The sequence below is a fragment of the Marinimicrobium sp. UBA4209 genome (assembly GCF_002381585.1).
Taxonomy (GTDB): domain Bacteria; phylum Pseudomonadota; class Gammaproteobacteria; order Pseudomonadales; family Cellvibrionaceae; genus Marinimicrobium; species Marinimicrobium koreense.
This window is the reverse complement of the sequence record NZ_DFTP01000093.1, coordinates 29031-29244: the sequence shown is the minus strand read 5'-3', so window position 1 is coordinate 29244 and position 214 is coordinate 29031. Positions and strand designations below refer to the sequence as shown.

General features: G+C 59.3%; 1 pseudogene. It reads left to right on the top strand.

The annotated features are described in order from the left end of the window. Positions 1 to 214 (top strand): annotated as a pseudogene (locus tag B3187_RS13345) (NAD(P)-dependent oxidoreductase); the annotation flags it as partial.

Below are 214 nucleotides of genomic sequence, written 5' to 3'. Positions count from 1 at the left end.
CCATTGCCGAACACACCCTCGCCCTGATTCTGATGCTGAACCGGCAACTGCATCGGGCGCACTACCGCGTTCATGAAAACGACTACTCACTGAATGGCCTACTCGGCTTCGACCTGTTCGGCAAAACCGTCGGAGTGATCGGCACCGGTAAAATCGGCGCCACCTTTGCGCGCATCATGCTCGGGCTGGGTTGCCGGGTGATCGCCTACGATCC